General features: G+C 42.5%; 21 protein-coding genes. 10 read left to right on the forward strand and 11 right to left on the reverse strand.

Translation table 11 applies throughout. The annotated features are described in order from the left end of the window. Positions 1-5 precede the first annotated feature (5 nt). From CLV32_RS08635 to CLV32_RS23315, 3 genes are read right to left on the reverse strand one after another with little or no spacing between them, the layout of a single operon-like run. Entirely contained in the window at positions 6-884 is an 879-nt protein-coding gene (locus tag CLV32_RS08635; RefSeq protein ID WP_243732268.1) for an SdiA-regulated domain-containing protein, read from the reverse strand. After that, positions 884-2,926, reverse strand: coding sequence for a polyphosphate kinase 1 (ppk1, locus tag CLV32_RS08640; protein ID WP_133554462.1), 2,043 nt, complete (start codon positions 2,924-2,926; stop codon positions 884-886). Before ppk1 ends, CLV32_RS08635 begins: the two co-directional genes overlap by 1 nt. Position 2,927: 1 nt before the next feature. Continuing rightward, positions 2,928-4,247, reverse strand: a complete 1,320-nt coding sequence (locus tag CLV32_RS23315; protein WP_133554464.1) for a Pycsar system effector family protein — start codon at positions 4,245-4,247, stop codon at positions 2,928-2,930. 157 nt (positions 4,248-4,404) lie between these two features. On the opposite strand from CLV32_RS23315, the gene CLV32_RS08650 reads away from it, so the two are divergent. Both CLV32_RS08650 and CLV32_RS08655 read left to right on the forward strand, forming a co-directional pair. Beyond that, entirely contained in the window at positions 4,405-5,589 is a 1,185-nt protein-coding gene (locus tag CLV32_RS08650; protein ID WP_133554466.1) for a metallophosphoesterase, read from the forward strand. A gap of 74 nt (positions 5,590-5,663) precedes the next feature. Beyond that, positions 5,664-6,257, forward strand: a complete 594-nt coding sequence (locus CLV32_RS08655) for a hypothetical protein (RefSeq protein WP_133554468.1) — start codon at positions 5,664-5,666, stop codon at positions 6,255-6,257. Here CLV32_RS08655 and CLV32_RS08660 read toward each other — a convergent pair. The 3 genes from CLV32_RS08660 to CLV32_RS08670 form a co-directional block, all read right to left on the reverse strand. Continuing rightward, positions 6,254-8,014, reverse strand: a complete 1,761-nt coding sequence (locus CLV32_RS08660; RefSeq protein ID WP_133554470.1) for an ABC transporter ATP-binding protein — start codon at positions 8,012-8,014, stop codon at positions 6,254-6,256. The two genes, CLV32_RS08655 and CLV32_RS08660, sit on opposite strands and share 4 nt — an antisense overlap. Next, positions 7,998-9,791 carry an ABC transporter ATP-binding protein gene (locus CLV32_RS08665; RefSeq protein WP_243732269.1) on the reverse strand — a complete coding sequence of 598 codons (1,794 nt, stop codon included), beginning with the start codon at positions 9,789-9,791 and terminating at the stop codon, positions 7,998-8,000. Before CLV32_RS08665 ends, CLV32_RS08660 begins: the two co-directional genes overlap by 17 nt. A 61-nt stretch (positions 9,792-9,852) precedes the next feature. After that, positions 9,853-10,710 carry an HD domain-containing protein gene (locus CLV32_RS08670; RefSeq protein ID WP_133554471.1) on the reverse strand — a complete coding sequence of 286 codons (858 nt, stop codon included), beginning with the start codon at positions 10,708-10,710 and terminating at the stop codon, positions 9,853-9,855. Positions 10,711-10,883: 173 nt separating this feature from the next. Here CLV32_RS08670 and CLV32_RS08675 point away from each other — a divergent pair, with 173 nt between their 5' ends. Both CLV32_RS08675 and CLV32_RS08680 read left to right on the forward strand, forming a co-directional pair. Further along, complete coding sequence (locus tag CLV32_RS08675) at positions 10,884-12,386, forward strand: gluconokinase (protein ID WP_133554473.1); 1,503 nt, start codon at positions 10,884-10,886, stop codon at positions 12,384-12,386. A gap of 1 nt (position 12,387) precedes the next feature. Next, a complete protein-coding gene (locus tag CLV32_RS08680) occupies positions 12,388-13,683 on the forward strand; it encodes a GntT/GntP/DsdX family permease (protein WP_133554475.1) in 1,296 nt (431 codons plus the stop codon). Here CLV32_RS08680 and CLV32_RS08685 read toward each other — a convergent pair whose 3' ends face one another. Continuing rightward, positions 13,684-14,322 (reverse strand): phosphatase PAP2 family protein, encoded by a 639-nt coding sequence (locus CLV32_RS08685; protein ID WP_133554476.1) that lies wholly within the window; start codon positions 14,320-14,322, stop codon positions 13,684-13,686. Positions 14,323-14,416: 94 nt separating this feature from the next. On the opposite strand from CLV32_RS08685, the gene CLV32_RS08690 reads away from it, so the two are divergent. Beyond that, entirely contained in the window at positions 14,417-15,199 is a 783-nt protein-coding gene (locus CLV32_RS08690) for an SDR family oxidoreductase (protein ID WP_133554479.1), read from the forward strand. Then, the gene (locus tag CLV32_RS08695; protein WP_133554481.1) at positions 15,199-16,143 is read left to right on the forward strand and encodes a chitinase; all 945 of its coding nucleotides are present in this window, start codon (positions 15,199-15,201) and stop codon (positions 16,141-16,143) included. The genes CLV32_RS08690 and CLV32_RS08695 overlap by 1 nt, the downstream gene beginning before the upstream one ends. A 213-nt stretch (positions 16,144-16,356) precedes the next feature. On the opposite strand, the gene CLV32_RS08700 is transcribed toward CLV32_RS08695, so the two are convergent. Together CLV32_RS08700 and CLV32_RS08705 are read right to left on the reverse strand one after the other, a co-directional pair. Next, on the reverse strand, positions 16,357-16,890 hold the full coding sequence (locus CLV32_RS08700; protein WP_133554483.1) for a ferritin: 534 nt from the start codon (positions 16,888-16,890) through the stop codon (positions 16,357-16,359). 103 nt (positions 16,891-16,993) lie between these two features. Beyond that, complete coding sequence (locus CLV32_RS08705) at positions 16,994-17,362, reverse strand: hypothetical protein (protein ID WP_133554485.1); 369 nt, start codon at positions 17,360-17,362, stop codon at positions 16,994-16,996. Between the two features lie 184 nt (positions 17,363-17,546). On the opposite strand from CLV32_RS08705, the gene CLV32_RS08710 reads away from it, so the two are divergent. The 4 genes from CLV32_RS08710 (at position 17,547) to CLV32_RS08725 (ending at position 20,334) form a co-directional block, all read left to right on the forward strand. Continuing rightward, complete coding sequence (locus tag CLV32_RS08710) at positions 17,547-18,035, forward strand: TlpA disulfide reductase family protein (RefSeq protein ID WP_133554487.1); 489 nt, start codon at positions 17,547-17,549, stop codon at positions 18,033-18,035. Between the two features lie 4 nt (positions 18,036-18,039). Next, positions 18,040-18,651: a thioredoxin family protein gene (locus CLV32_RS08715; protein WP_133554489.1), complete on the forward strand. Its 612-nt coding sequence runs from the start codon at positions 18,040-18,042 to the stop codon at positions 18,649-18,651. Between the two features lie 116 nt (positions 18,652-18,767). Then, the gene (locus tag CLV32_RS08720; RefSeq protein ID WP_133554491.1) at positions 18,768-19,703 is read left to right on the forward strand and encodes a ring-cleaving dioxygenase; all 936 of its coding nucleotides are present in this window, start codon (positions 18,768-18,770) and stop codon (positions 19,701-19,703) included. Between the two features lies 1 nt (position 19,704). Next, positions 19,705-20,334 carry an alpha/beta hydrolase gene (locus tag CLV32_RS08725; protein WP_133554493.1) on the forward strand — a complete coding sequence of 210 codons (630 nt, stop codon included), beginning with the start codon at positions 19,705-19,707 and terminating at the stop codon, positions 20,332-20,334. Here the strand turns inward: CLV32_RS08725 and CLV32_RS08730 are convergent, their stop codons facing one another. Together CLV32_RS08730 and CLV32_RS08735 are read right to left on the reverse strand one after the other, a co-directional pair. Next, a complete protein-coding gene (locus CLV32_RS08730; RefSeq protein WP_133554495.1) occupies positions 20,335-20,718 on the reverse strand; it encodes a hypothetical protein in 384 nt (127 codons plus the stop codon). 129 nt (positions 20,719-20,847) lie between these two features. Next, positions 20,848-22,143: a glycoside hydrolase 5 family protein gene (locus CLV32_RS08735; protein WP_133554497.1), complete on the reverse strand. Its 1,296-nt coding sequence runs from the start codon at positions 22,141-22,143 to the stop codon at positions 20,848-20,850. Positions 22,144-22,762: the final 619 nt, after the last annotated feature.

Consider the following 22,762-nt stretch of genomic DNA (forward strand, 5'->3'; position numbering starts at 1 on the left):
GCGTTCTATTTAGATGAGGGTTTAAATTTAAATTTAAGAATATTTCCGTTAGAAAGCTCATCGCCTTCATTGGATATATAGAGGTTGCGCTGGTTATCGAAGGCCATGCCTTCAGGCTGGTTAAAAATCGAAGAATCCAGACGGTGAACAGCTTTAACTTTCCAGTCGGCACCAACAATAACAAGTATCTTGTTTACAGAAGACAGCACATACCATTCTTTTGTCACAGGATTCAGGGTCATTGCAGAAGCTTTTAATCCAGTTCTGATCTCCTGGCCCATGGCTTCAATTTCCTTCGACTTAATGCTGAAGTTACTTGAAAAAGCAATATTTCCTGTAGCCGGGTCATAATTGTAGATATAGCCTGTAGATACACGGGCCTTATGATCATCGGTGTTATTTTTACCCAGAATATAAATCTTATGGGTGGGCTCATCGATATACATACTTTCGTACTCCCCTTTAGGCAATATCTTTTTCCATTCCCTTACGCTAAGCGATTTTTTCTTGTTGATATCAGCCAGAGGAAAAACAAAGAGCGAACCTGAGCTTTTAAGCACAAATACTGTCTGCTTATAAATTGCTACATCTTCATAATCACCTTTAGAAGCAAATTTTACTGCTGTTGCTTTTTTAATGCCCCAATTTTGAGCAAACAGTTTACCATCCTCATCCTGAATAGAATAGACAGTCTTGCCATTCATGCCCTGAAAAGCAATTCCCGAAATCTCCAGAAGGTCTTCTGGCATAATAAATTTTTCAGGACTGTTCAGGTTGTAACCCTGTGGAGAGGTAAATTTATTGGTTGCTGGTTTACATGCAAAAGCACCCATTGCCGCGATTGCGGCAAAAAATATGATGAGCCGGTATCTTGTTCTTTTCATTATTGTTTCTCTGCCAGACTACCGGCTGTTAGTAATTTATAAATTTCCTCCTGAGACCTGATTCCGTTGTCATTTTTCAGCCTGATATTTTTCAAGTCAGAGTTCAGCTCTACAGCCTTAACGGTATCTTCCCACTGGATTTTAAGTATTTCTTTGAGTTCAGCTTTGTGCTGCTGATCGTACACCGGGAAACAAACCTCTATTCGCGAATAAATGTTTCTATTCATCCAATCGGCAGATCCCATGAAAAGCTCCTCGTTTCCGTTATTATGAAATAGGAAAAGTCTTCCATGTTCCAGATATCTATCTACAATACGCTTCACTGTGATGTTTTCACTTTGCCCGGGAACACCAGGCACCAGGCAGCAGATGCTGCGGACAATCAGATTTATGATTACACCTGCGTTGGAAGCTTCATACAATTTGTTGATGAGGATTTTCTCTTCCAGATTGTTCAGCTTAATGGTAATATGTGCCGGCAGTCCTTTCCCTGCGTTTACAATCTCCCGGTCTAATAATTCCAGGAATCTGCTTTGCAGGTTAAACTGCGCTACCAATAAATGCTGGAAGGGGATCCGGTCTTCCAGTGCAGGTTTCTTTTTCTTTTTACCTAAAAAGCCAAACAGACGCTCCAACTCCTTTAACATAGGTTCAGATGCCGTCAGCACGATATGATCAGTATAGAATCTCGCCGTTGTTTCGTTCAGGTTTCCTGTAGAGAACAAACCGTAGGCTGAGGTGGTCCCTTCGACTTTACGCTTAACCAGAGCCACTTTAGCATGTACTTTAAAAGCGCTGCTACTGTAGATAATTTTTACACCTGCGGCTTTAAGTTTAGACGACCAGCGGATGTTGTTTGCTTCATCAAACCTCGCCTTCAGCTCGAGCATGACACTTACCTTCTTACCATTCTTCGCTGCCTTAATTAGCGACTGAATCACTTTGGACTGACTTGCTACACGGTAAAGTGTGCAGTAGACCTCCGTAACTTGAGCGTCTGTTGCTGCCTCTTCAAAAAACTGAAGAACGGGTGCATAACTATCGTAAGGAGTGTTTATAAGGATATCCTTATTAGAGATCTGTTCAAAAAAGGAGGCACTGGCAGGAAAAGGTACTGGATCAGCTGCCGGCCATTTTGGATACTCCTGTGCGGGATCCTGAAAAGGAAAATCCGCCAGATCGCGCAGGTTATGATAAACACCGCCGATTACTACAGATGCCTGGCTCAGATTGAGCGCGTACATCATGGTATATAAATGCCTCAAGGGAACATTGGGCTCACACAAAAAACGCGTCGCCGCACCAAAGTCTCTTTTTAAAAGTTCCTTTTCCATGGCCGTCACGATATCTTCATCTACCTCATCTTCGATCAGCATCTCTGCATCACGCGTCACTTTAATGTTGTAGGCACCAATAACTTTATCACCGGGAAATACCTGCTTGAGGTTATGTTTGATGATATCATCCAGAAAAACGATGTATTTATGAATGTCGTCTTCCATCAGATATAAGCGTGGAACCTGATCGGAAGGGATCGTCAGAATTTCCAACCGTTCATTTCCGGTCGGATCCTGCAGAACCACACCTTGATAGAGCTTATTATTTTCAGCAAAAAACTCACGGTTGTTGGCGGCAATCGTAACTTTCTGTAACACGGGCTCTACCTTATAAATGAAGAGCTGCGTAACCTGTTTTTCTATCGATGCAGGAATTTCTTCTTTATAAATCCAATCTATGTTTTGTGCTTCCAGGCCAGGTAATATAATGCCTTCCAGAATTTCCCCATAGTGTTGTTGCTGCAGGTCTATACATTTATTGGCCTGCGTATAGGCACTATCCAGCCCATCAATATCATCAGCATTTTCAATCGCCATCAAAACTGGCATCCGCACCCGGTAAAACTCGTCAAGGTTAGACGAATAGATGGAAAGGAACTTAATTTTTTCCAGCAAGGGCACATCGGCGCTTTCCGCTTCTGATAATACCCTTTCGTTGAAGCTTAGCCAACTGAGATCCCTATTGAAGTACAAAAACTCTTCCATATTACATTGAAAAAGCCATAGCTATAATAAAGGCAAGCACAGAGGCTACAATCCCGAACATAAACACATTATACGCAATTCTGAGTAACCTGTATTTACGACCAAGAACTACACCCTGAGAATACACATCCTTGATGAGACTGCCGTAAAGAAACTCGCGGTCTTCCATCATCTTATGAATTCCTGCGTCATATTCCGGCAGGCCCATCCTGTAAAAGTTACCGAAAAACAACAGGTTAGTAGACTTATTGGCAATCTCTTCGGGTGTAAATGTTCCCGGAGGAACAGAAGGACGTGTTGCCAGTATAGAAAACACCATTGTAACCACACAGATAATGAGTAACAATAAAGTCGGCGCAATCAAATGAGGGTTATCTTCCAGCTTCCTCAGCAAGATACTTAAGATCACTGATAAGATGATAGAGTTGGTAGAGATCATGATATGCGCCTTATTGTCGGCCATATCACTTAAACGCTGGTGATTTCCCGAGGAAATCCTAAACATCGTTTCGATTCCCTTATCAGGGCGATCCTTATTTTTCTTTCCTTTTTTACCTTTAGCGCCATTGTCGGCAATAGCGATACCTGCTCCTGAATTATTGAGCATATTGTCAGGTGTGGCTTGAACGCTTATGGTGTACTCAACGCGCGGGGTATCTGGTATGTTGTCAGTCCCTTCAATACGCTCCACTCCTTGCAAACGTTCTATTTCCTTCCCGCTCAGTTCTTTTTTTACTTTTGATTTCAGGTCGTCCAGGTTAATCTGTTTTTTGGCATTCAGTTTATCCTGGCAGTATTGTGTATGATAGTGATGCGACTCCATGAGTTTAATTGTACCCATGCGCCACACTGATTTATCGATAGACTTGCCCAGCAGATTTTCCGTTTCCTGGCGCATCATCTTATTTCTGTCTTTGAAATCGTCACTTCCCAAATGGTAAAGATCAGAATCACAGATAATTTGCTGTAAAAGATTTTTAGGATTTTGCGGCATCATAGTAGCCATGATGCAGTCTTTCACTTCCTGCACCGTGTCAGCATCAACGCCCTTGTCAGTAAGGTAGATCGCGGCGGCGTCCGCACCGCGGAGCTCGTGTTGTTCCCATTTTTCCATATACCCGATGTCGTGGAACCAACTGGCAGCAACAACAATGAAGAGATCCCTGTCATTGAGGCGATAAAAATTAGCGAGTTCAACGGCATGCTTAGCAACATGCTCGGTATGTACTACGTTGTGATAAACGAGTTTTTTCTGATGATCAGCCTTAAATAATGCTTCTACATGTGTTTTTACCTGACCAAGGATTTCCAAAAAATTCATAGAATGGGTGCTGTTAACGCTTTAAAAAAATCCATATCCGGACTTGTTTCAAATATATCAATAATAATGCCTTTTAAACGACGTATTTATAGAGTTAGCTTAACACTAAAGCGTACTTTTGTGCTTTATGTGCTTACTGCACCACATGTTGCATTTTATGAAGAGAAAAATAAACTTTTTACCCATAGCATTATTTTTAATTATTTTCCTGTTACTTAATGTATATACACTCTCTGGATTCCAGACTTTAAACCCCGGCCCATTTGTCCCTCTGTTTTTCTGGTCGGTTGTGCTTTTCATTTCAGCGGCCATTTTAATTGCCATCAGACGCATTGGAAGTATAGGAATGGATCTTTTTTTCAAAATCGCATCACATGCCTTTCTTATCCTCCTGGTTAGCGAGCTGATCTTTTCAGTGGTGCTGATTCCGGGCGACTTATATAGATTGGCAATGCGACAGGGAAGGAATATCAATTGGGTAACCTTTGCTGAAATAATGTTCTTCGCAACGATAATTGTGTTTATTTACGGTATGTCGTTGGGGAAATATGCATACCGCGTAATCAAACATACACTTACGTTCCCTGATCTGCCCGCAGCTTTCGACGGATTTACGATAACCCAGATTTCTGACGTTCACGCCGGAAGCTTCAATAATACCAAAGCGGTGCAGAAAGGAATTGACCTGATCAACGCACAACAGTCAGATCTTTTTGTGTTTACCGGCGACCTGGTCAATAACAAGGCGACTGAGATTGTTCCATGGATCCCCTGTTTTTCACAGATAAAAGCAGCTTTCGGAAAATTTTCCATCCTGGGGAATCACGATTACGGGGATTATGTTAAATGGGATACCGATACCAACAAACGTGCAAATCTGCAGGATCTTAAAAATCATCACGGCGAACTTGGTTTCAGACTACTCTTAGATGAACATGTGATCCTGAACAAAGACGGACAGTCTATAGTGCTTGCCGGAGTAGAGAACTGGGGTCTGGGCTTTGGTGAACGGGGCGACCTGCAAAAGGCACTGCGAAATACCGATCCGGCAGCTTTCAAGATTCTGCTCTCTCACGATCCCACACACTGGGAGTCGCAGGTTAAACAAAATCCGACACCGATCCAGCTCACCTTGTCTGGCCATACGCACGGTATGCAGTTTGGTATCGAGCTATTCGGAATTAAGTGGAGTCCTGTCAAATACAGATATGCGCACTGGGCCGGCATTAAAGAAGAAAACGGACGTTATATTAATATCAACAGAGGCTTTGGTTTTATCGGTTTTTCAGGCCGCGTAGGGATTTGGCCGGAGGTGACTGTGATCACCCTTAAGAAAGGCTAGCCGACGTTAATTTCTGTTAAAATTTTTACACAATTCCGGCAGAAAGAGTAGCTTAGCCAATAAGCCTGTTGCCAATGCGTGTGCCCCTAATTTTATTTTTTCTGTTTATCCTTTCAGTACCGGTATCTGCACAGACTGCCGACAGCCTGCTTATGGATATTCCTTACTATAATTTCGGGTTTGAGGTAGTCAACAAAAATGAGGCAATCCCCGACGGATGGTTCAATTTTAGTCCGGCAAGCAAATCTAATATCCAGTCAGATTCACTGATCCGCCACAGCGGCAAACGTTCGGTTGTATTAGGCGTGGATGCCGATGATAGCAAAGGGCACGCCGGTATTGCCTATGCCCTGCCGGCAAGATATGTTGGTAATGAACTTACTTTAAAAGCATGGTTAAAACATGAGGATGTACTGAACTTTGTTAGCCTGTTTATCTCGATGACCGACAGCACCGGAACAGAAGTACAAGCAGCTACGCTTGACGATAAACAGCTTAGTGGCACTAAAGACTGGAAGCTTTATGAGCTCAGGCTATCAATCCCTGCCAACGTAAAAACCATTTATGTGGGCGGCAACATCAAAGGGCCTGGCAAGCTCTGGATTGACGATGTCCAGCTATTAATTGATGGTACAGACATCAGCCAAAGCAGACTCAAAGAAGACTAGCTCTTCCGCTTATCCGTAAGCAACATATCCATTGCATGTTGCAATGTCCCGGCACGTTGCACCTCTCCCGAATTCACAAAAAAGATCTCATCGGCATTTTCTATGGTATTGAGACGATGTGCAATGATAACCAACACCGTATCTTTTGACAGTTGTTCAAGGATGGTACTGAGCAGTTTTTCAGTGATGGTATCGATATTTGCTGTAGCCTCATCCAAAATCAGCACATCCGGGTTACGCAATACTGCACGCATAAAAGCAATGAGTTGCTTCTGTCCGAGGCTGATGCTATCAGACCCCGAGATTACAGGAGTATCCAGACCTGTCTCAAATAACGAAAGCAAATCTGATAACTTCGCCTTCCTGATCACTTCCTCGAGTTCAGCATTTGTAAAGTCCTTATATTGCGCATTGCCATAAATGATGTTCTCACGCACCGTGCCGCTGAACAAAAATGGCTCCTGCAAAATAAATCCAATTTTTTGGGTACGCTCCTCAGCAGTATACGTTCTGATATCCCTTCCATTTAGAAAAACAGTGCCTTGTGTAGGGTCATACAACCTGGCAATTAAGGAAGCTGTAGTAGTTTTTCCACCGCCTGTGGGGCCAATTAAAGCATAGGTTTTACCTTTTTCAAGCTTGAAACTGATATGATGGAGGATCTCATTTTCCGGTGTATAAGCGAAATGTACGTCTTTAAATTCTAAAACTGTGCCGGAGTCCGACTGCAATCCCGCAGGCTGTTGTTCAAGATCGGTCTCCAGGGTAAGGATCTGAGAAATACGGTCCCAACCTGCCATCGCCACCTGGAAGCTCGACCACAGTGCTGCGAGCTGACGAAGGGGGTTATAAAAATTGGTGGTATAAGAAAAGTAGCTTACCAGCAATCCAATGGTAAACTGCCCCTTACTAATCAGGTAAATCCCAAAAGCAAGGACAATAAGCTGCGCCAGACTGGAAAGCAGTCCATAAACCGGAATAAAAACGTTATTGGCCAGTCCGGCGCCAATTGCAGTTTTATAGTTATGTTGATTGGCCTCGTCAAATCGTTTCCTGAAATAATCCCGCCGGTTAAAGGCAATGATCACTTTAAAGTTATTCAGGCTTTCCTGAATCTCGGCGCTCATACCGCCGGTGCTCTTCAGGTTTAGCGCATTCTTCGCTTTTACCCAGGGCGATACCAACATCGTAAACACGAGAATAATTACTGCAGGCACTAATGCCGCGGCACCGAGCTCAGTGTGGATAACCAACAGGCAGACACCCGCTCCGGTCATGGTAACGATACTGCCCACAAACTGCATCAGCGACTGGCTAAAAAACTGGTTAAGTTTATCAGTATCATTGTTTACTCTGGAGATCAGGTCGCCGGCTTTATTCTGATTAAAAAATGAAACCGGAAGCTCCTGTAGCTTGTTGAACACAGCGTTTCTAAGCTTGTACAACATCCGCTGACCAACGCCTCCCATTAGTTTAGTTTGGAAATAACCGGTACATAAAGCCAACAAGTACATGGCTAAGAGTATCCCCGCATAGACTAGTACGCCGTGGTACTGTTTTGTACGCACGTAATTATCAATCGTATGACCAACAATTAGCGGCCCCAATAGCAGCAAGGTAGAGTTTACTAAAATCGCCGCCAAAGCCATCCAAAGATTCTTCTTTTCATCAGAAATCATGTCCAGCAGTTTTACCAGCGCTGCATAGGTAGAGGTCTTCTCTTTACCTGCTGTTACCTCATTAAGATTGTATTTCATAGTTGCTGGTACTCTGTTGTGAATCATAAATCTGAACATACTCCGGACTGGTTTTCAGGAGCTCCTGATGTGTGCCCTGTGCAACAATTTCGCCCTGCATCAACACAATTACCTGATCGTAATGTGTTACTGCGGCTATTTTTTGCGTTACCGAAAGCAGCGTTAATCCCGGGTAATTATTTTGCAGGTTATTCAGGATCTTTTGCTCAGTCTGTGTATCTACTCGAGCAGTAAAATCATCGAGCAATAAAATTTTTGGATTGATGGCAAGTGCCCGTGCCAGCATGATCCGTTGTTTCTGACCACCCGACAAACTCGATCCGCGCTCAGAAACAATTGTATTCAGGCCTTCCGGCAAAGCCGAAACAAAATCATTGAGTTCGGCCGTAGCAATAGCTTTCTGCAAACTTTCGTCGGTAACCAGGTCACTGAAAGCAATATTCTCTCTGATACTCATATTAAACAAGATACTGTCTTGAAATACAAAACCCACCTGACTGTAAAATGCTTCTTGTTTATAGGCACTGATTTCTTCCTGATCGTATAAGATCTTTCCACTGTCTGGCAAAGTAAGGCCGGTAAGTAGATAGAGCAGCTGACTCTTACCAGCAGCGGTGGGGCCAATAATCGCCGTTTTGGATCCCGGACTCAAAGAAAAAGAAATGTCTTTTAATGCGGGCTTCTGTCCAAAATTCAGAAAAACAGACTGTACATCCAGTGCTCCCGCTAATTTCCTGTCCAGCGTACCAGTTTCAGGAACTTCGGGCCTATTAAGTACTGCTTCGATCCTTCCATAAGAAGCTGTTGCCTGTGCAATAACATTACTCATAAATCCGATCACCAGAATTGGAAATATCAGGATGGAGAGGTAACTGTTAAAGGCAGCGAATTCACCGATCGTCATGCTGCCCTGAATTACAAAATGTCCACCCAACACAAGAATGGTCAGACCAGCAAGGTTAGAAATAAAGATAATTACCGGGATAAGTCCTGCAAAAAGGCGTAGGATAGAAAGTCCTAAATCCCGCGCCTTAGCATTAGCACTCATAAATTTATGATATTCCAGCTGCTGGGAATTGATAACCCTGATAATTGCAGCGCCCATTACACTTTCATTGATCACCTTATTGAGCCAGTCAATCACCTCCCTGCTTTGCACAAAAAGCACTTTAACCTTTTTCAATACGGTGTAAAAAGTGATTCCGATAACGGGAATAATGGCGATGATACATAAAGCCAGACGCCAGTTTATGCTCAGCAACAATATACTTGATCCTATAATCAGAAATGCAGAAGATACCATAGAGACAATGGCCTGTGAAACGAACGTTTTAATAGAATCCACATCCGCAGTCAGATTTGTAAGGAGCTTCGATGGGTTTGCCTGTTCAATAAAAGCATGACTTTGTCTTGAAATCTGATCGGACAGGCGACTTCTTAAATCCCTTGCTACGCGCTCAGAGGCATATGTTTGAACGATACTTTGTAAATAAGTGAAAACAAAAATAAGTACCACTGCGATTGAGAAATCAAGCAGTATGGCATTCATATCGAATGTACCTTTACCAAAAGAATCTATGCCATGGGCAATGAGTTTTGGTAAAATTAAGTTGATGCCATTGCTGAGCAGTGCAAAAATAACCAGCAAGCTAATCAACTGCCTATACGGTTTCAACAGCCCAAATATAGAGGGCTTTTTAGCGCTACGCTCTCTAGGCTTGGCGCTGGCACTATCTACTTTCATTTGACCGCTTTCAACGCTCTTATTTTTTTCCATTACTCGTATACTATCAATTACAGCCGATCAAATTTACACGAATAATTAACAATAAGAAATGTCAGGACACAGCCGAAACGTTTAATACACGTTTCTTAATCGTAAGATTAGATTTCTTGAGCACCGCAGCCAGACCCTCTCTTTTTTTAATGCTGTTGATACTGGCAAGGCCATCACTGGAGCTCCGTATTTTATTGAGTACATAAACATCATCCTTAAAAAGATCTTCAGCCTTTAGCCTGCCATCCTCCAGTTGCAGTTTAATTATTTTGGCAAGTTGGTAGTTGGCGTAAAGATTAACAGGATCGTTAAAAAACTGAGCATTTAATTTCTCAAAAACAGCATTGATCCAGCTGGCATGGATTTCCGAAGGCACAACAATTCTGTTATCGCGCACCGTCACAGCATTCAAAAACTGGAGTGCTTCTGTCCTGCTGATGATGCCGGTATATAGCGCGTCGCGCAGGGTGTAATCCAGTCGATCTGCACAAAGATCAGGAAGCTCACGCTCCAGGATGCCAAATGTTCCATGGAGAATCTGCTCAACGTGGTAGCCAAAACGATCCAGAATCTGCGGAATCTCCGAGTTTAGCAGTAGCCTCTCAAATTGCTGCTCGTGAAAATCCTCATTCTGATGTCCATACACATAATCTCCAACATGCGAAAAGGCAGTATGAGACAGGTCGTGCAGCAGTCCAGCGATTTGCTCAAGCTCCGTACCGCCCAGAAAACGAATAAGCATACATACCCCTATGGAGTGCTCCAGTCGGGTATGTTTAATACGGGGTTCCACTAAAAACACAGCACCACTCTGATGTATTCCGCCAAGACGTTTCAGTGCATTACTCTCCAGCAAAGCCCCTATTACAGCTGGACATTCCATGCTACCATAGATCATATCGTTCAGTTTTTCTCCCATATTAACCAGTTTATCAGAAGAAACAATATTACTAATATTATTAGTTATTACGAACCAAAAAGACTAATTTTTATAGACTGAAAATCAGCAGATAAGCTAAGGATGGAATTTGATAGTCCGCATTGCTTTTGGAATTCTTTCCTATATTAGTACCTGAACATGTTCAGAATTTAATGACAGAACCCTATATAATTGGCATTGATGTAGGCACAGGAAGCACCAAGGCACTGGCAATCGCACTATCAGGCACTATACACCATGTTACACAACATAGTTACCCTACTTACAGTGAACGTGCAGGTATGAGCGAGCAAGATCCTGAAGAGATCTGGGTCGCCTTTCAACACTGTATTCACGATATAATTTCCCACTGTGGAAAACAGCCCGTGGCCATTAGCATCAGCACGGCCATGCATAGCATTATTCCAGTATCGGAAGATGGAAAGGCATTGTCATACCTGATTACCTGGGCAGATTCCCGAAGCGAGGATATCGCAACAGCGTTACGTAATAGTCCCGAAGGCCCACAGTTTTATAGAACTTCGGGCACACCAATCCATGCTATGTCTCCATTATGCAAGCTCCTCTGGTTAAAAAAGAGCGATCCCTTGTTATTTAATGCAAGCTCCAGATTCATTTCTATCAAGGCCTATATCTGGCATAAGCTCTTTGGCGAATTTGAAGAAGATTACGCCATTGCCTCTGCAACGGGATTATTTGATATTCTGGAATTGCAGTGGAGTGCAGACATTCTTGATTATGCGGGTATCACCTACCTCCAGCTCCCAAAGCCGGTACCCACCTACCATGTACGCACAGATATAATCCCGGAAATAGCGACTCAGATGAACCTCAGCCCTGGCCTCAGCGTCTGTATCGGCGCGAGCGACGGATGTACAGCTAATCTGGGAACAGGGGTTGTAGCTTCTGGTACTGCGGCACTCACAATCGGAACTAGCGGTGCCGTCAGAATCACGAGTAGCCATCCTATTTACAATGAAGAAAGCATGACTTTCAATTACATCCTTGACAGCAATACGTATGTTTGTGGGGGAGCAATTAATAACGGTGGATTAGCCATAGACTGGGCAATTAAAACGCTTATGTCTGTAGAAAAAACCAAACAAAGTCACTTTGACACCTTCTTTCAACTGGCATCTGAAACTCCTGCCGGCGCTGATGGATTATTCTTCCTGCCTTACCTAACAGGCGATCGTGCACCAATCTGGGATAGCTCCAGTAACGGTGCCTTTATTGGACTTAAAAATAAACATACGCAGCAACATTTGTTCAAAGCGGTACTTGAAGGCGTCTGTTATCCTCTTTGTCAGATTTTAAATGCGCTGGAAAGGAATAACACAGCCATTGATAAAATTCACGTGAGCGGAGGTTTCATCAATTCACCCGTTTGGCTGCAAACGCTCTCCGATATCTGCGGAAAAAAATTATATCTGATGCAAACTGAAGATGCTTCGGCCATTGGTGCCGCTATCCTTGCTGCGAGAGTGCTCTTCCCAGGCGATGAGCGCATTGAACTAGCCAGTCAGGTTGCACAGGCTTTTGTTGTGCCCGATGTTAAAAGTCACGCGGTTTATCGGTCAAGATTACCTCTTTTCAGCAGACTTTATTCCGATTTAAAAGAAACTATGCACCTTATCAACGACTTAAAAAACTAACATGGGCTTACTCTCTGTTTTATTCGGCATTCTGATTTTGTTGGTACTCATCATCAAGAAACTAAACCCCATGCTGGCCCTGCTGATTGCATCCATCGTTACAGGTCTATTACTCGGAATGCCGGCGGCAAAAGTGATGATTTCCATTACCAATGGCATTGGCAGTACGCTTGGCAGTATGGTAATGGTATTGGCATTGGGAGCAATGATTGGTAAGCTTGCTGAAGACAGCGGCGCAGCCAAAAAGATTGTCTATGTCCTCATTCGCATTTTCGGTTTCAAAAATATCCAATGGGCAGTATTACTTACCGGAATTCTAGTAGGGATTCCTTTGTTTTACAATGCTGGTTTTGTGGTGCTGATCCCCCTGGTTTTTACTATTGCCAGTGCGGCTAAGCTTCCAAAACTTTACGTAGGTATTCCTATGGCGGCGGCACTATCTGTTACGCATGGTTTTTTACCCCCACATCCCGGGCCTGTTGCGTTGGCCGGGATTTTCCACGCTGATTTGGGTAAGGTGTTGATTTACGGGTTTACGCTGAGTGTCCCTATAGCGATCCTGGCAGGTATTGTGCTACCCAGGATAATCATTAAGCTACCGCAAAAAAATGGGATCGAACTGTCTGCTTTTAATTTCGATGGAGAGCAGGCCTTACCTTCAGCTTTCAAAAGCTTCGTCATCGCCCTTTCTCCAATTTTTTTAATTGCAGCGGGCACTGTCGGAAGTCTACTTTTTGCATCCGGACCTTTGCATACGTTGTTTATCGTGTTGTCAGACCCCACGCTGGCGCTGCTCACCTCCTTGCTGATTACTTTGTTGATTCAGAAACTAAGTATCCAACAGGCTATGGAATCATGTGTGGAAGGCGTAAAAGGTATCGCAATGATCCTGATGATCATTGCCGCTGGTGGAGCATTTAAGCAGATCCTGGTAGATAGCGCTATTGGTGAGCAAGTTAAGGCACTTGCAGCTTCTATACATGCCAATCCTTTATTTTTGGGATGGCTCATTGCGGCAGTATTGCGTGTAACACTCGGTTCAGCCACAGTGGCCGCCCTTACCGCGTCGGGTATGGTCATCCCTTTTATTGCTGGTGGCGCTTCGCCCGAATTAATGGTATTGGCGATAGGCTCTGGGAGCTTGATGTTTTCACATGTTAACGATACCGGATTCTGGATGTTCAAAGAATACTTCAACCTGAGTTTAAAGGAAACGTTTAAAACCTGGACCTTAATGGAAACAATAGTATCATTACTTGGACTTGCAGGCGTAATGCTTTTAAGTGCGGTAGTATAACTATACTTTTCCTGGAGTTTTCAGATACTGATAGCTGAGCACGAGCAAACAGATCAGCCCCAGAATGAATCCGGCAAGCACATCGGTAAACCAATGTGCACCGAGGTATACCCTCGAAAAAGGAACCAGAAAGACAAGTGCCGCTGAAAAAACAGCTACAGACATCCTGATGATGTTGGGGATGGATTTTAGCTGATACATTAATAGGATCAGGAATCCAAAAAAGGCCACATAAAATACTGTATGACCACTGGGAAAGCTCTGTAACCGTGTTTTATGATAAATTCGGACAAGATCTGCTGTAGGCCTGGGTCTATTCACAGCTACTTTAACGACAAACATTACTGCTCCCGAAATCCCCGTCGCCAGCACATACCAGCCCTCCTTTTTATATTTGAAAACAAAGAATGTTAGTGCGGTTACCATTACAATGATGTAAGAGTTTGGCGACTCCCCAAACCAGCTGACGAAGCTCATAAACGTATCGATGATCGGGTAGTCATAATGCTGGATCCGGTGTGAGATACCCCTATCAATAAAGGATAAAGGAAAGAGGAGTACCAGCAAGGTGAGCAGTGCAAAACCTAGAGCCAGTCCGGTAACAGTTCTGAAGAGTATTTTTTTTCTACGGTCGTTCATCTATTAAATTAAGGCATCAGCGAAAAGACATTTTAACTCAACAATCCTGAGTCGCATATGTTATATTTGTTTATCATTTTATATCGAGCGCAATATGCAAATTTCCCTGAACAACAGGCATGCCGTAATCTGTGGCAGCACACAAGGCATCGGTCTGGCTACGGCCATTGAACTCGCCAGCTTAGGCGCCAGTTGTACCCTGATTGCCAGAAATGAACAGTCACTACAGGATGCTGTAGCCCAATTACCTATTACAGACGGGCAGCAGCATGGGTATGCAGTAGCCGATTTTTCTGATCCTGCAGCAGTACAACAGGCTATCGAAAATAGTATCGCTAAACCCGTTCATATCCTCATCAATAATTCAGGAGGGCCAAAAGCCGGACCAATCACCGAGGCTGAACCAACAGATTTCACTGCAGCTTTTCAGCAGCACATTGTCAATAACCAGAATCTTGTCAATGCTGTATTGCCCGGAATGAAATCCGCCGGCTACGGCCGCATCATTAATATCGTATCTACCTCGGTCAAAACTCCACTGGCCAATCTCGGCGTATCCAATACCATCCGTGCGGCAGTGGCTGGCTGGTCAAAGACATTAGCTAATGAAATCGGACAATTTAACATTACGGTAAATAACGTACTGCCAGGTTTGACCGCCACTGCAAGATTGGAAAGTTTAATGGAAAACACTGCAAAAAGCAGCGCAACCAACATTGGTGAGGTTGAAAAAAACTTATTGAGCAGTATTCCAATGCGCAGGTTTGGCACAGCGGCAGAAATCGCTAATGTAATCGCATTCCTGGCTTCACCCGCTGCAGCATATGTTAACGGCACAAACATCCCTGTCGACGGCGGTCGTACGCCGGCATTTTAATGATGAAGGGCCTCAAGCATCTTTTAATCTTTCTCTTGGTGATTAAAGGTGGATTTGCACCAATTTATGCTCAACCTATATCAAGGTATTTCACAGCAAAAAACTATCAGACTTTATTTCCCAATCACGCGTCTTTTTACAGTTATGCCGCATTTATTAAAGCAGCAACCGAAATGAGAAATATCAGTGTCGAGATAGAAATGAGAGATGTGTATTTATTTCGAATTACTAGAACAGACGAATTGACTAAAATATCAAAAGTAGTTCGTGAGGATTCGGAATGGAACGAGTCATGGGCAAAAGCCAAACCTTACCGAAAGTTCACGATCCGCTTCGCGGATTTTTGCAACAATGGAAATCTCAGCCTTAATAAAAAAGAACTAGCAGCATTTTTCGCACAGTCAGCACATGAAACCAAAAATGGTCAGGACGGTAATTTTAATTCGGGTTTGATATTCATACACGAAATTGATACAAGTTTAGCATACAAAACTGATAACAAAATCTACCCTGCAGTAGCGGGGAAAAAATATTACGGTCGTGGCCCCTTACAGCTTAGCTATAATGGAAATTATGGCTTTGCATCTTCCTGTATTTATGGGGATCAAAACATTTTGTTGAATAACCCGGAAATCCTCGAGAAAGATGCCGTTGCAGCATTTAAGACAGCTATATATTTCTGGATGACACCTCAAAGCATAAGGCCTTCAGCACATCAGGTAATGACAGGGTTATGGAAACCTGGTGCCGATGATCAGCGCAAGGGTCGCGTCGCGGGCTTTGGCATGGTCACAAATATCATCAATGGGGCCTTGGAATGTAATCAAGGTGAGAAGAACGCAGCCATGCAGGATCGCATCGGTTTTTATAAAGCATTCCTAAAAAGACTGGGTGGCACAGATGCCAATTGCAACTGTTCATGTGGAACAATGCAGTCGTATTAAAAAAGGCGTAACTCAGCTGAGGTAAACGAGAATAAAAATTAAGCTTACCTGAACAGTGCTGGATTTAAAGGACAGTTATCACACCGTTTACCCTTTTTGTACTTTTCACAGCACTTCTTTTTCAGTTTCTTAACTTTTATTCCCTTTAGATCGTTTTTGTCTTTCTTACCCGCTTTATCTTTTTTATCCTTTTTCGACAAAATATTGAATTAGTTATTCAGCTTCGCTGGAGTATTTAATTTTACCAACGTTTTTATCAATTTCCCAGCTACCAGTTCCTTCTTCGCCGATCAGTTCGAACAATTCAAGGGCTCTTCTAGCTTTATATTCTTCTTCACGTTGTTCTTTAAAGAACCAGTTCAGGAATTCTACAGTTACAAAATCCTGCTCTTTATAGCAACGGGCAGCGATGTTTTTAATAGACTGTGTTACACTAATTTCCTGATCCAAAGCATCTTCAAAGATCTCTCTAAAAGAGTTGAATTCAGTTTTAACAGCTGTAATTTCAGGAGAGATAGCAGTACCTCCCATATCCAGTACATATTTAAAGAATTTCAATTGGTGTTGTCTTTCTTCCTCAGCTTGTTTAAAGAAATAATCTGAAGAAAAATCAAAGCCATTCTGGTTACACCACGATGCCATTGCTAAATATATAGACGAAGAATGAGCTTCTTTTTTTATTTGTTGATTTAAGAGCGCTTCCACATCTGAGGAAAGCAAGCACTTAACGCGCATGATATCTTTCATATTCTTGATTTTAATATATCCTATTGATAACCAAAAATAGTGCTAGTAATTTAAAGGAGAGAATATAAAAGAAATATGGAACGAGTCTAAACCTAGTTAAGGCTTAGATCCTTACAAGCCTGTCATGAATAATGTGGTTCAACTCCAACATTACGAAGGTACCTTGCAGCAAATCTTTGAGGGCAATAATCTCTAAAAGAGAAAGTACATAACAATGATCGCAGGCACAAATAAACAGGATTTCCAGGTCTGCAGCTTTTTCTGAGTTCAGGAGCAAAGCTTCGATATCGATGTTGTAAACAGCTTTCTTTAACTTCAGGATATTGCGGTAATCAAAGCGGGCAGTTTTTCCTGCAAATTCTACGTACCAGCAAGACTCACTATCAGATTGATAAATGGTGCCGGCGTAATTACCAAACACTTTTGTCCAGTTTAAGGTAGTAGTATTAGGTGCAGTAATGGTTATTGCCATGTATACAATTGCTTTATACAAAGATTGAAATTATTTAGATTCAATCCAAACATATTGATTATTATTTTTAAACATACTAAATAAGACCGTTAGACTCTCTACACAATTTGCACTAATATCCTATAAATGTTATCTTTACCTTAACACCGGCATTACAAGGTTTATCATATTTTAATTTTGACGCATGCGGTTACTGGTTATTTTCTGCTTAGCAATTTCGCTATCCCTATTTGCCTTTCAGACGAAGGCCCAGCCTATTAAACTGTTGAAGCTTGATCAGTTGGAAAAACGGATAGAATTGGGTAAAGACACCTTGTATATCGTAAATTTTTGGGCTACCTGGTGTCTACCCTGTCTGGAAGAACTTCCGCATTTTGAGAAACTCAAAGTTAAGGTGGCGGGGCAGAAAGTAAAAATACTTTTGGTAAGTCTTGATTTCAAATCAAAGCTTAAGTCTGATGTAACGGCAATAGTAAAAAAACTAAAACTTAAAAACGAAGTGTTTTTGCTGGATGAAGCAAGTCAGCAAAACTATATCGACAGGATCAGCAAAGACTGGTCTGGCGCATTACCTGCAACGCTCTTTATCAATAAACAAAAAAACAGGCGAAGTTTCTTTGAGCAGGAATTTACCTATAATGAACTACTAGCAAGCTACAACATAAACAAATAAGCATATGAAAAATTACATCATTATTCTTCTGGCAATGCTGTCGGTATCAGTCGGTGCCCAGGTTAAAACATTAACTCCAGGCATGATTGCCCCCGAGATCAGCTTAAAAAACGTGGACGGAAAAACGGTAGGGTTCAGCAATTTCCCTAAGGCAAAGGGCTTTATTGTTGTTTTCACCTGCAATACCTGCCCTTATGCAAAAGGTTATGAACAAAGAATTATTGAACTGAATGCTAAATATGCAAGTCAGGGTTACCCCGTTATTGCCATAAATCCGAACGATCCTATCGTATCAGCAGGCGACAGTTTTGAAAAAATGCAGGAGCTTGCCAAAGCAAAAAAATATAGCTTTCCATATCTGTTTGATGCCGGGCAAAAGGTTACCGACCTTTACGGTGCTACTAAGACCCCTCACCTATTTCTGACAAAGAAAAGCGATAAAGGCTTGATCATAGAATATACGGGCGCTATAGATGACGATCCTGAAGGAACCAATATTAAACGTAGTTATTTTATGGATGACGCCGTAAAAGCGTTGCTTACCGGTGAAAAACCAGCCATCACTACCTCAAAGGCAATTGGATGTACTGTTAAAAAAGCCAAAACGGCAATATAAGGGACCTTTTCTTTGCTTTGTTATCCCGCCCATAAGCACAAATTCATTTCTTACGATAGGATAAGATTGGAGTCCATGAGCTGCTGTAAATTTGTATCAACAAAAACAAAAAGATCATGGAAAATCAAATATTGGGTATACACCACGTAACAGCGATAGCAGGCAATGCAAAAAAAAATCACGATTTCTACACTACGGTTTTAGGCTTACGCCTGATCAAAAAAACGGTCAACTTCGATGATCCGCATACCTACCATTTTTATTATGGTAATGAAGAAGGCACACCGGGAACGGTCTTAACTTTCTTCCCTTGGGAAGGGATACAAACCGGACGAAGAGGCACCAGACAGGTAACGGAAATCGGATTGAGCGTTCCTGCAGGAAGCTTGCCTTTCTGGCAGGAACGTTTGGAAGCGAATAATGTGATCTACAATAAGGTTTCCAGCAAATTTGGAGAAGAATACCTGACGTTCTTAGATCCTGACGGATTAAAATTCGAGTTAACGGTAGCCAAGAAAACCGATAACCGCAAGCCTTGGTTAACAGCTGGCATCGGTGCAGCGCAAGCCGTACGTGGATTTCACCAGGTAACGATTACCAGCAATAAAATTGAGCGTACAGCAGAAATCCTGACAGACATCTTCGGATTCAAGTTACAGGAGAAAGAAGTAAACCGCTCCAGGTTCGTAATTGATACTGTAGATGAAGCAGCTACTGTAGATCTTGTTGAAGCCCCGGGAGAAATGGCCGGCCATGTTGCCGGCGGATCGGTGCACCACGTTGCTTTCAGGGTTAAAGATGAAGCAACCTTAATGCACTTCAGAGATTTGATTGTAGCCAAAGGATTGGATATTACAGAAAAAATAGACAGAAACTATTTCTACTCACTCTATTTCAGAGAACCCGGAGGCGTGCTTTTTGAAATCGCTACAGATAATCCAGGTTTTGAAGTGGATGAAGATATGGCCGACCTGGGTAAAGGGTTAAAATTGCCAAAACAGTATGAAAGTCAACGCGAAAGCATTACTGCAATTTTACCAAAACTAGATTAACATGTACACTCATATTAAAGATGTTGCTACAGGAGGAACTCCTGTAGCACAAGCCAAAGGGGCTATGATCATGCTGCATGGCCGTGGTGCCTCTGCCGAAGGAATCTTGTCGTTCGCATCAGAGTTTGCGTTAAAAGACATTGCGCTATTCGCCCCACAAGCCACATACGGCAGCTGGTATCCGGAAAGTTTTATGGCGCCTGTTGAAAACAACCAGCCTGCACTGGATTCTGCACTGGAAGTGATCCATGCGCTGGTTTCGGATGTTGTTGCTGCAGGAATCCCTAAAGAAGAGATCTACTTTTTCGGTTTTTCACAGGGTGCCTGCCTGGCTTTGGAGTATACCAGCAGACATGCCGTAACTTACAAAGGAATTATTGCTTTTACGGGCGGCTTGATTGGCCAACAATTGGCTATGGAAAACTACACAGGAGATTTCAATAGAACGCCAGTCCTGATTACGACTAGCAATCCGGATGCACATGTACCACTGAAACGAGTAAAGGAGAGCGGCGGAATTATGGAAAACATGAATGGCAGCATTACGGTTATTGCCTACCCAGGTAAGGCCCACAACATCAGCAAAGATGAAGTGGACCTGGCCAATAAATTGTTTTTCACAAAAAACTGATTAGCGGGTTTTAAGTGCTTTATCCATGAAGAGGCTGATCTCGCTGTTCCTAACGTAGTTTTCTCCGTCGGGATCAGCCCAGCTTAGGATCGTCTCTTCATGAATTGCAAAATCACTATGAAGAATCGGCATAACAATATCCAACAGTGATTTCCGGCGCTCATCATGATCAATCAGGGGGAGCGTGTCGAGGATATTCTTCATGAGGATAAATTTGCGATCATTACAATTTGTCGTCTGATGATAAAAGATCAGCTTTTCAGCATGTTCAAATTTAGACTGGAAAAATAAGTCGGAATTAAAAATCGTGCTGGAGTCACACATTTCATCCAGGAGGAGGAGCGTTGCCTGGTGTTGGCCAGGAGAGACATTACATTTTTTCATACAGTGGCGGTTTGAATGAGAAATCCAATTACCATTTGGTGTTGATTAGATATACGAAACGTTATGTCATGCGGATCTAATCAAGAGCTGAAAATCAATGAATTGTAGTGTTTTTGTTACAATACGTTCCTACAACTTAACAAAGAAAGGAAAATTTGCGGTAGCCACTTTATTTTTACCGTCCATCAGGTACAAAAATAACCGGTAAGCACCTTCTTTCTCAGGGGTTTTGAGTGTGGCGCCGGTTTGTGTAACATTGTGGATCAGATTGGATATTGGTTGCGGTCTGCTTTCTCTGTCACCACCCTGGCCCAAGTCTGTTGCTTCTGGCAAAATTTCCCATCTTGCTGTAAGCTGATCACCATTAGGATCTGTAGCAGAAAATGCCACCTGGTAAGGCTTTCCAGGATTAAGATAAACCCCATCTGCTGTTTTCTTATCATTAACTGTGAAGCTATTTAAATGAGGAGCGCGATTGTCGGGCCATTTACCACTCCATTCCATTTGCATTACATCTACTACTTCTGACTCCTCGCCTGCTTCAGTAAACAAGCCATACCACGTTGGTGTGCGCTCCTGTTTCTGCCCCCAAAGGAATACGTAAGAGCCCAGGCAGTTTTTATCTTTCACAATAGATGCTTCGTATCGACTTTGGTATACCGCAGCCTTTTCGCTGCTTGTTTCTTCTATTGGTGCTCCCCAAGGTGTTTTCGGACATTCCCAATGTCCGGTAGGGCCCCATTCAGTTACCATATATGCTTTATTCCAGCCCGTTTTTTGCAGTTGTGCCGGAACAGCGGCAAGTCCGCCATATACCTGAACTGCAATTAAATCTAATGCAGGACATTTCGACTTGATCAGGTCGATTTCTTTTTGGTTGACTCCGGCAAGCATTGTTGTAGCAGGATGGTTGGGGTCTACCTCATGAATCATCTTGGCGATGTCATTAACGGCATCCCATACTTTAGGATTTTTATAGTCAAGATTAAGTTCGTTTCCGATACCCCAAATTAGCAAAGCGGGGAAATCCTTATATTTTGTTACTTCCGCACGTAGTTTATTCAGTTGTTTTTTTACTGCTGCAGTATCATCGTAGTTAAAACCGTGACGTTCTCTGGCCACATCCAATCCCATCGTAACGGTAAGTCCCAGCTTTTGCGCATCTTCGAGTACCTTAGCCCCGACGTTGGTATTCCATGTCCGGATAGAATTTCCTCCAGCAGCCTTCAGCCGATCCATTTTTGCAGTACCACCTGCACCTTTGATAAAATATGGCATCCCTCCCTTCAAAATCGTATAACCGCCATTTGATTTCTCAACCTGAACTTTTAGCGGGGTATTGCTGCTAGTTTGTGCATTGCCGAAAATGCTGCATACAAGCAGCAGACTCAAAATATTGAAGGATTTGAATGTTGGACTGTTCATCGGTTAAATTTGGTTAGGTTAGGTAATGCAATATTTGCTAATACCTTCCGTAAAACTAAATTTTATATTCAGATTTTACAATCTATAAAGTTGATAATAGAAAAAAAATTAAAAAGATCCAGCCCATGCCTGCCGCGGCAATCAGCCATCTAAATATTCCTTATTATTTTTAGTGTTTCGGTTCTGAATTATATAAATTTTAAAATGAATTTATTCAGACGCTGATCACCCAAGATTTCCGTACTGCATGATAATATACCCTGCCTAACCACCTGGGCAATTTGTTCCCCACCAGTCGAACGTGGTACGAATCAGGTAGGCCATTCGATGACCTGCTAAAAGCCTTTGAATGCAGGACAAGATTTCGGCTCCTAATCTTCTGATAAAAATATACGTTCATTTATTATCAATTTTTTTTCGATTATTTCACTGAATAAATTTAGAGCTAGTCTTTTCACTGTTTATTTTTTTCATATTGGATTTACATTATTATCGAGCGTTCGCCTTTTAAAAAGAACAGCTGCAAGGAACACATAATCATCGGTTGGCGTTAGTACAAGGGGTACAGTATCCCCGCGACTATATTTTTTCTTAATGCACCTTTTGGAGAATATTTATC

Source organism: Pedobacter duraquae (assembly GCF_004362245.1).
Classification (GTDB): domain Bacteria; phylum Bacteroidota; class Bacteroidia; order Sphingobacteriales; family Sphingobacteriaceae; genus Pedobacter; species Pedobacter duraquae.